The organism is bacterium, assembly GCA_040757115.1.
Classification (GTDB): domain Bacteria; phylum UBA9089; class CG2-30-40-21; order CG2-30-40-21; family SBAY01; genus JBFLXS01.
In genome coordinates, this window is the sequence record JBFLYA010000146.1 from 1 (window position 1) to 9,418 (window position 9,418).

At 36.1% G+C, this 9,418-nt stretch carries 6 protein-coding genes and 1 pseudogene; 4 read left to right on the forward strand and 3 right to left on the reverse strand.

The genetic code is table 11. The features are described from left to right. Positions 1 to 1,089: 1,089 nt before the first annotated feature. Complete coding sequence (locus tag AB1422_12690; GenBank protein ID MEW6620169.1) at positions 1,090 to 1,536, forward strand: hypothetical protein; 447 nt, start codon at positions 1,090 to 1,092, stop codon at positions 1,534 to 1,536. Positions 1,537 to 1,585: 49 nt separating this feature from the next. Here the strand turns inward: AB1422_12690 and AB1422_12695 are convergent. After that, positions 1,586 to 1,681 (reverse strand): annotated as a pseudogene (locus tag AB1422_12695) (GxxExxY protein). A 756-nt stretch (positions 1,682 to 2,437) separates the two neighbouring features. Between AB1422_12695 and AB1422_12700 the strand changes: the two are divergent. Beyond that, positions 2,438 to 3,502, forward strand: coding sequence for a type IV pilus twitching motility protein PilT (locus AB1422_12700; GenBank protein ID MEW6620170.1), 1,065 nt, complete (start codon positions 2,438 to 2,440; stop codon positions 3,500 to 3,502). Positions 3,503 to 3,505: 3 nt separating this feature from the next. Then, on the forward strand, positions 3,506 to 4,456 hold the full coding sequence (gene sppA / locus AB1422_12705; GenBank protein ID MEW6620171.1) for a signal peptide peptidase SppA: 951 nt from the start codon (positions 3,506 to 3,508) through the stop codon (positions 4,454 to 4,456). Between the two features lie 266 nt (positions 4,457 to 4,722). Here sppA and AB1422_12710 read toward each other — a convergent pair whose 3' ends face one another. Continuing rightward, positions 4,723 to 6,582 carry a UvrD-helicase domain-containing protein gene (locus AB1422_12710; protein ID MEW6620172.1) on the reverse strand — a complete coding sequence of 620 codons (1,860 nt, stop codon included), beginning with the start codon at positions 6,580 to 6,582 and terminating at the stop codon, positions 4,723 to 4,725. 522 nt (positions 6,583 to 7,104) lie between these two features. On the opposite strand from AB1422_12710, the gene AB1422_12715 reads away from it, so the two are divergent. Then, entirely contained in the window at positions 7,105 to 9,021 is a 1,917-nt protein-coding gene (locus AB1422_12715) for an ASKHA domain-containing protein (GenBank protein ID MEW6620173.1), read from the forward strand. On the opposite strand, the gene AB1422_12720 is transcribed toward AB1422_12715, so the two are convergent. After that, positions 9,018 to 9,418: hypothetical protein (locus tag AB1422_12720; GenBank protein ID MEW6620174.1), on the reverse strand; the 401-nt coding region annotated here is incomplete at its 5' end. The two genes, AB1422_12715 and AB1422_12720, sit on opposite strands and share 4 nt — an antisense overlap.

Below are 9,418 nucleotides of genomic sequence, written 5' to 3' on the forward strand. Positions count from 1 at the left end.
AATTTGGATATTTAAAAAATTCACTTGTATCCGAACATACTATTTTTGTGCCTTTTTAGGGATATAAGTCAAGAAAAATATTTTTAAAAAAACTTAATTTTTTACTTGACATTTCACCATAAGACTTGAAAAAGATGTCCACTTCTTCGGTTATGCCTACGATTATGATAAACAGTTGTTCAAGTGAATTCTATAATCAAGTGAGTGTTGACATATCTTTTCATCTATATAATTTGATGAATATTGCATAATATCAATTCTATAAAGTTTTTGCCTTTTTGTCAACACGAATGCACACGAATAAGAAGCAAATATTCCCCCTTAATAAAGGGGCTTAGGGAGTTGTTGACCCATAGGCGTTAAGATATAAGGCTTATTAAAGAGGCAGAAATTAACTAAAATTGATATAATCCATTGAAAAAGAATAGATTGGATATAGATGTAAAGATACTCCAATTTTTCATTTATGATCAAAATCTTATGATATGAATTAGTGAATACTCCATGTAACTGGTGTTTCGTGAATTTTTTATGATTCCTTTTGCCTTTAATCTTTGCGTTCTTTGCGGTTAAAAAAGGATAAACCACAAAGGGCACAAAGTAGTAACGCAAAGGAGACAAAGGGAAGAAAATAGGTGAAGCATTTTTTATCAACTCAACTTCAAAGGATAAGTTGCAAAAAAATCATCAGGCTTTTGAGCCTAATTTTGCCCTCTTTGAGCAAAATAAACAGATTGATAAGGATTCAAGATAGCCTCAATGGCTCCTTAAATTAACGAAACTCCAGGGAAAGATTTTGGTAAAATATTCCCATCATGGGCAAACCCCGTTAGAAATGTTGCGAAGCAAAAAATGCCCAAAAAAGTAAATTCCTATCAGTTAAAAAAGGGATAAGAGGGTTTTTGATAATTATGTTTCACCGAGAATTGCTGAAAATAATAAAAAATTGTTGACAGAAATAATATATTGTGATATGCTTAACAAAGGGGTAGGTTCTCTAAAAGATACCTAACTAATTTTGTAGATTGTAATTCTAAACAACAAACCAAAATCGTTGAGGATGGGATTTGAAGGAGGATTTCTGACCAAATGAAGAAAATAGTTAGTTTAGTAGTTTTTGGTATAGTTTGGGGGATGATGTGGACATCTGTTGCCTATGCTGATTTAACCAAACAGGATATTGAGGAGATAAGGAAGATTGTAAGGGAGGAAATTCAAAGAGAGATTGTTTATGTAAATCAGCGGATAGATAATCTTGAGACCAGTTTAAACAAGCGGATAGATGATATAAACAAACGGATAGATGATACAAACAAGCGGATAGATGATTTGAAGGATTTGCTTTATGTCATTTTAGCAGGTATGTTTGCATTAGCAGGCTTTGTTATCTGGGATAGGAGGACAGCCCTTGCCCCTGCGGTTAAAAAAGCAAAGGAACTTGAGGAGAGAGAAGAAAGGATAGAAAAGGCGCTCAAGGAATATGCGATTCAACAACCTAAATTAGCAGCGGTTTTAAGAGAAGTTGGAATTTTGTAAAAATTTGAGGTAACTATTCACCACGAAGAGCACGAAGGACATAAAGATGTTACAGAACAAATCCCTTTATGCCTTCTTTTAATCTTTCCACATTGAAATTTATCAATAGACCAACCTTGATATTTGCCAATTTCATATATGGTAATGGGTCAGTGAAATGGGGGATTCTCCTGAAAGTAGGAAGTAGGAGAGTAGGAAAGTAGGAAAGGGGGAGACATTGCCCCCAGAAGAGGAATACCGTGCACATCCTTTATCCCTTTCCTACTTACCTACTACCTACTTGCCTACTATTTTCATTGCTTTGTCCTCCGCAGGTTAATGTTCATTTCCCCAAATAACTGATTTATTACCATATATGTCAATATTTGAGCTTCATGAATTCGATAATTCATCAAATTTCACTTCGTGCTCTCCGTGCCCTTCGTGGTGAATAGTTACAATTTTAGTAGGTTTTACCAAAATAGTAGAAGATATTTTTAAAAAAATTCTCGGTCAGCCTCTTGACAAAAGTTAAAAAATATGCTATTGTTAGAAATATAGTAGATACAGGTTGGATAAAAAGGTTAAAGGAGCGAGGGTAAAAGACCTTCCTCCGTGTTTCTTTCTCCTTCACTATGGAGGGGAAGAAAATTTGCCACCTGTGCGATTAGACTAATTCATCGCAGAGACGCAAAGGAAAAATAAATGTAAAATGTAAAATAGGAAATGAAAAATGGGAAATTTTAGGACTTCGCAAGACTCATTACCTTTCAGTTATACATTTTCATTTTACATTTCTCATTTTGCATTATCCATTTTACATTTAACCGCACAGGTCGAAAATTTGTCTGTTGGAGAAGACCAATAAAATCAACACTCAGTTTTATCCGAGAGCGTTCTACTAAAAAAAAGGGGGTTAAAAATGGTAAATATTAATGAATTACTTAAAAAAATGATAGAAAAGGAGGCTTCTGATTTACATATGAAAGTCGGCAGTCCACCTTCATTACGAATTTATGGGAAACTGTATCCTATTGAAGGATATAGTGTTCTGACTAAAGATGACACAAAAGCAATGGTAAATGCAATAACGACGGATGAACTAAAAAGGAGATTTGAGGAGGAGTCAGAGTTAGATACGGCATATACGGCAGAAGGGATAGGTCGATTTCGAGTGAATTTATTTCAGCAACAACGGACTTTTGGAGCGGTATTTCGCCATATCCCACTTAAAATAAGGAATTTTGAGGAGTTGGTGCTACCGGCACCAGTTTTAGGGACATTGTCTAATTTACAGCGTGGATTAGTTATTGTTACAGGTCCTACTGGCAGTGGTAAATCGACAACATTAGCCGCGATAATGAATAATATCAATTTAACTCAACGCAAACATATCGTTACGATTGAAGACCCAATTGAATATGTTTTTGAGGATAAGATGTCAATTATTAATCAACGGGAGTTAGGCGTAGATACTAAATCTTTTAGTAATGCTTTACGCCGGGTATTACGGCAGGACCCTGATGTGATTATGGTTGGTGAGATGCGTGATTTAGAAACGATGAGTTTGACACTTTTAGCGGCTGAAACCGGTCATCTGGTTCTGGCAACGATGCATACCAGTGGTGTGGTTTTAGCTATTGATAGGCTTATTGATTCTTTTCCATCAGAACAACAACCTCAGGTTCGGATGCAATTATCACTGATATTAGAAGGTGTGATTTCTCAGGTATTGATTCCTCGAGCTGATGGAAAAGGTAGAGTTGTTGCCGTAGAAATCCTTATGGGCACACCGGCGATTAGAAACTTGATTCGTGAAGGAAAAACTCACCAGATGACTACTCTTATCCATACGGGCGGACAATTTGGAATGCAGACAGTAGAACAGGCATTAAAAGTTCTATATCAAAAAAATTTAGTTTCCTTTGAAGAGGCCTATGCCGCCTCTCATGATGCAGAAACCTTTAGAAAATTAGTTGGAAGATAAACAATGAAAAAAGAAAGCTTAGTTGTTACAGCTATTTTACTTTTGTGTATAATTTCAATTGGTCTGGGAGTCTATTCGATTTTCCTTCGCCAGGAACAGATTGTAGAAGAGGCATTATTCCCAAAGGGATTATTGCCAGAAAAAAAGAAGATAGCAGTAGTTCATATTTATGGAGCGATTACTCTTTCAGATGATGTTGGGGGGTTGTATAAACCATTTCGTGGCACACAATATATCATTGACCAACTTAAAAAATTTAAGAAAGAACCAAATATTGCCGCAGTAATATTAAGAATAAATAGCCCCGGCGGAACAGTTGCCGCAGTTCAAGAGATATATCAGCAAATACAAGAACTTAAAAAGGCAAAGAAAAAAGTAGTTGTTTCCATTGGAGACATATCCGCCTCAGGGGCATATTATATTGCCTGTGGTGCAGATAAAATTGTGGCTAATCAGGGTTCTTTAATCGGTAGTATTGGTGTCATTATGACTCTGCCCAGTATCCATGGATTTCTTGAAAAGGTAGGGGTAAAATTTAATATCATTAAAAGTGGGAAATATAAAGATATTGGTTCTGCTTTTAAAGAAATGAATGAAGAAGAAAAAGTAATCCTTCAAGGAGTAATTGATAATGCCTATAACCAATTTTTTAATGTTGTGGCTGAAAACAGACCAGAGATTAAGAAAGAAAAACTAATGAGCCTTGCTGATGGTCGGATATTCACCGGTGAGCAGGCAAAGGAAGTTGGATTAATCGATGAATTAGGAACTTATGAAGATGTAATAAAATTCACGGCTAAATTGGCAAATATTGAAGGTGAACCAGTAGTTGTTGAGGAAGAAAAGTCACTTAAACGCCTATTAGACTTTATGGAAATCAAAAACCCATTTGAAAAAATCCAGCAAGATTCTACAAAAGCCCTTCTCGAATATAGATATATTCCAGGAATATGATAGGGTTTCACGAAAGGTAACTATTCAGCCACTGATTAACACGGATTAGCACGGATAAATACAGAGGTCAGAAGATAGAAGGCAGAGAGCAGAAGGCAGAGGGCAGAGGAGAAAGGGGGAAACAGGAGAAACGGAGAAAGGGAGAAATCTGTGTCCTCTGCGGTAAAATCTTGCGAAAATCTGTGTAATCTGCGGATTATTTTCAGGTCACGAATTTTCAGTGTTTCATCCGTGTCCATCTGTGGCTGAATAGTTACTTTACTTTTTCAAATCTGTCCTTTTCCCTCAAGCAGAAATCTTGAGGGTTTTCTAAATCCACTGCCATATAATCTTCTATTCATCGCATAACTCAAGAATAATTGCTCTTTGGCTCGAGTCATTCCCACATAGCAAAGTCGTCTTTCTTCTTCTTCATCGTCAGCATTGAAATGCGGCAGTAACCCCTCTTCTACCCCAGTAATAAATACATAAGGGAATTCTAATCCTTTGGCTGAATGTAAGGTCATTAGACTGACTTTGTTTGATTCATTATCCCAACGGTCAATATTAGTGTATAACGAGATATTAGACAAAAATGCCTCTAAAGTTTTATCCTCATTTGTTGCCTCAAATTCCTCGATACTGATAAGAAACTCTTTTATATTCTCAATTCTGTCGGTTTCTTCTAATTCCTGTAAGTCTTCCATATATCCTGTTTTAACAATAACCTCATTTGTCAATTCAAGCACACTTTTGGAGTCTTTAAGTTTTGTGAAATTTTCCATTAATTCTACAAATTTTATAATCGAAGTGGTTGTAGTTTTAGATAAGAGGTCAGCACTATCTATTTGTTTTAGTGCCTGGTAGAGAGGAATGCCTTTTTGAAAGCCAAATTCCTCTATTTTTTGGATAGTTGTTTTGCCAATCTTGCGTGCGGGGACATTGATGATTCGTTTTAAACTTAAAGTATCCTGTGGGTTAGCAATGATATTCAGGTAAGCTAATACATCCTTGATTTCCTTTCTGCCATAAAAACTAATGCCACCGATAAGCGAGTAAGGAATATTTGCCCGTCGAAATGCCTCTTCTAAGACACGCGATTGGGCATTAACTCGATATAACACGGCAAAATCGTTTAATTTAATTCCTTGATTACTCATTTCTGTAACCTTTCTGGCAACAAAAGACGCCTCAGCGTGTTCATCAGAGGCAATATAAGTTATTACGGGACTACCACCTTTCTTTTTTGTCCAGAGTGTTTTTCCTTTGCGACTGAGATTATGATTTATCACCCGATTGGCAATGGTCAAAATTACCTCAGTCGAGCGATAATTTTCCTCTAAACGGATAATTTTCACATTATCATAGTCCTTCTCAAATTCTAATATATTGCTAATATCTGCCCCTCTAAAAGAATAGATTGATTGGTCATCATCTCCGACACAACAGATATTCTTATGTTTTTGGGCTAACATTTTGGTAAAGAGATATTGAATATAGTTTGTATCCTGATATTCATCAACTAAGATATACTTAAATCTATTCTGATAAAGTTGTAAAATTTCTGGAGATTCTTGCCACAAAAGAATGGTTTTCATCAAAATATCATCAAAATCTAAGGCATTATTTTCGTCTAATTTAGTTTGATATAATTCATATACCTGTTTAATCTTTTCTTCAAAGTAATTAGCCGTTTGGTATTCTTGAGGTTTGATTAAATTTTCTTTTGCCTTGGATATGTTTGATAAGACAGTCTTTGGTTGGAGGGCAAGATTTATTTCTTTCAAGCATTCTTTGACCAGGCTAAGTTGGTTTTCTTCGTCATAGATAGTAAAATTATAGTTTTTAAGGTGAGCGCGGAGGATTCTCACGCAGGCAGAATGAAATGTGCTAATCCAGAATCTTGGGCGACTAAAGAAGTTTCCTAAAAGAAGTTCTACACGCTTTTTCATCTCATCTGCGGCTTTATTTGTAAATGTTACGCCAAGGATATTCTCTGGTTTTACACCTTGAGTAAGTAAATGAGCAATTCGATAGGTAATTACACGGGTTTTGCCCGAACCAGCCCCGGCTAAAACCAATAAAGGTCCATTGGTATGTAACACTGCTTCTTTTTGTTGTGGATTCAGGTCTTTTAAAATATCCATCAAGGTAATTATACCATAGATTTGATAAGAAGTCAAGAAAACTGTGTATTAGGGTGTATGTAAAATTTGTGGGTAACTTTTAACACCTCTATTTTTATCAATTTCCTCCAAAGAGCAAAATGCAAAACTCGTTTATAGTTTATAGTTTATAGTTTATGGTTTATAGTTTATGGTTTATGGTTTATAGTTTATGGTTTATGGTTTATAGTTTATAGTTTATGGTTTATAGTTTATAGTTTATGGTTTATAGTTTATAGTTTATGGTTTATAGTTTATGGTTTATAGTCCTTCAACTATAAACTATCAACTATAAACTATCAACTATCTACTACATTTCAGCGTTAAAATACTTGAAGTCCTTTTTGAAATTTGATTTGTAATTTTGCATTTTGATATTTGATTTAATTTCAGGTCTAACTCTCAGAATATTTTTACCCATAAATTTTACACGCACCCGTGTATTAGGTTCTTTGCAAATAGCGGTTGACAAAATGCCTTAAATCACATATAATTATCTATGGTATGGAACAACATAAGGTTATCTTTTATCCAGGTGGAGAAATAGGTAATGCGGCTGATGGTGAGAGTTTGCTTCGTGTGGCGGCGGCGGCTGGGCTTTATATTACCGCCTCTTGCGGTGGAAATCACACCTGTGGGAAATGCAAGGTTATCATTGAATCAGGCACAATCGAAGGCGGAATATCAGAAAAACTCACGGCTGAAGAAATAAAAAAGGGCTACAGATTAGCCTGTGTTTCTAAGATAAAGAGTAACCTAACTGTCCGAATTCCGGCAGAATCCCAATTTTCAGATAAACGCTTGCTGGAAGAATCTGTTTCAAAACGACTCCTTATCCCGGAATCCCTGAAAGACATAAGACCAGATTATAAACTCGACCCCCTATTGAATAAATACTATCTTGAATTACCCCCACCAACTAAAGAGGATAATATCGATGATTTCTCCCGTGTTAAAAGAGCAATTAAGTCAACATATAAAGATTGTTCAATTAACCTTTTTTCTTTAAACAAACTGCCACAGACCTTGAGAGAATCAAACTTTAAGATTACTCTAACCTTACTTGAAGAGGAGAAAAATAAACCAAAGATAGTAAATATCGAAGAGGGGAATACACAGGATAGACATTTTGCCCTTGCCATTGATGTTGGGACAACCTCAATTTATGTTCGATTAATTAACCTTTCGTCAGGAGAGATTCTCGCCACGGTCTCAGACTACAATGCTCAGATTGGCTACGGAGAAGATGTGATTACGCGGATAGTGTATTCGTTAAAGGGTGATGGGCTTAAAATATTGCAAGAGGCGGTGGTCAAAACCATAGAATTACTCATCACTCAAATACTTAACGAGAAAAATATCACCCGCCAGGAAATATCCTATCTTGTTGCCGCAGGAAATACGACAATGGTGCATTTATTAGCCGGAATTACACCTAAATATCTGCGTGAGGCACCTTATGTTCCGGTAACAAATTCATCTATTGAGATTCAAGCCTCCAAAATTGGGCTTGAATTTCCTGAATATGTCCATCTTTATATTTTGCCCGGAGTGGCAAGTTATGTTGGTGGGGATATTACCGCCGGTGTGCTTGGAACAGGGCTTTTTCAATCTGATGAATTAACCCTGTTCATAGATATTGGCACTAATGGTGAGGTAGTTCTGGGAAATAAAGATTGGTTAATCACAACCTCATGTTCAGCCGGACCTGCCTTTGAAGGAGGCACAATAAAACATGGAATGCGAGCAACCATTGGCGCTATCGAGCAGGTAGAAATAGGTAATGATTATGAACCAATGCTTATTACGATTGGTCATAAATCTCCAAAGGGAATATGTGGTGCAGGATTGATTAGTTTAGTCGCCGAGTTATTGGAGACGGGAATAATATCTCAAAAGGGTAAGTTTAATACCAATATCGATACCCCACGAATTAGAACGACGCAGGGGATAAAGGAATATGTTCTTTGTTACGCAGACCAGACTGACATCGCCAGCGATATAGTTATTACCGAACCTGACATTGATGACCTTATTCGTGCCAAAGGCGCTATGTATGCTGGTATTTGCACATTACTTAATAGTGTCCGTCTTAGTATTATGGATATTTCTAAGATAATCGTTGCGGGGAATCTGGGATTTCACCTTGAGATAGAAAAGGCAATTACAATCGGTCTTTTACCAGAGGTCTCATCTTCAAAATTTATATTTATCGGAAATGGCTCTTTACCTGGAACAACACTTTGTGCCCTATCAAAAGAGATGTTCGAGCAGGTAAAACAGATTGCTAATTCAATGACAAATATTGAGCTTTCAGATAATTCTGAATTTATGAATGAATACATCGCCGCCCTTTTTCTACCTCATACCGAAGAAAAAAGATTCCCAAATATATTTAAAATGCTCTCTTCGTTGAACTAACATTCCCGGTAACACTTTAGCCGTCTGAAGGTGTAAATAATGGAAAATGGGTAACCGTTCACCGCACAGACGCAGAGAAAAAAATTGTTGACAAAATTTGAAGTTAAATGGTATTCTATTAAAGAGATAAAATTGTTACCACAAAAACACAGTAGGGTAGCGTTCTCTAATTGAAGGTAACCGTTCATGGATATAGCCACGAATGAACACGAATAATAAAAAGATTTGTAGTGCGAGGCTTTAGCCTCGCTTCTGGCAAGCAGGAAAGCAAACCTAATTGCTTTTTCATAAATAGGTTCCTCTTTTGGGGAGAGCGATAGCAAGAAGAACTTTAATGTAAATATCAAAATGCAAATATCAAAATTACAATGCAAAATGCAAAAATACTTGTAAATTA

Coding starts and splice junctions, on each gene's coding strand:
- AB1422_12690 (MEW6620169.1), top strand. CDS start 1,090: ATGAAGAAAATAGTTAGTTTAGTAGTTTTTGGTATAGTTTGGGGGATG.
- AB1422_12700 (MEW6620170.1), top strand. CDS start 2,438: ATGGTAAATATTAATGAATTACTTAAAAAAATGATAGAAAAGGAGGCT.
- sppA (MEW6620171.1), top strand. CDS start 3,506: ATGAAAAAAGAAAGCTTAGTTGTTACAGCTATTTTACTTTTGTGTATA.
- AB1422_12710 (MEW6620172.1), bottom strand. CDS start 6,582: ATGGATATTTTAAAAGACCTGAATCCACAACAAAAAGAAGCAGTGTTA.
- AB1422_12715 (MEW6620173.1), top strand. CDS start 7,105: ATGGAACAACATAAGGTTATCTTTTATCCAGGTGGAGAAATAGGTAAT.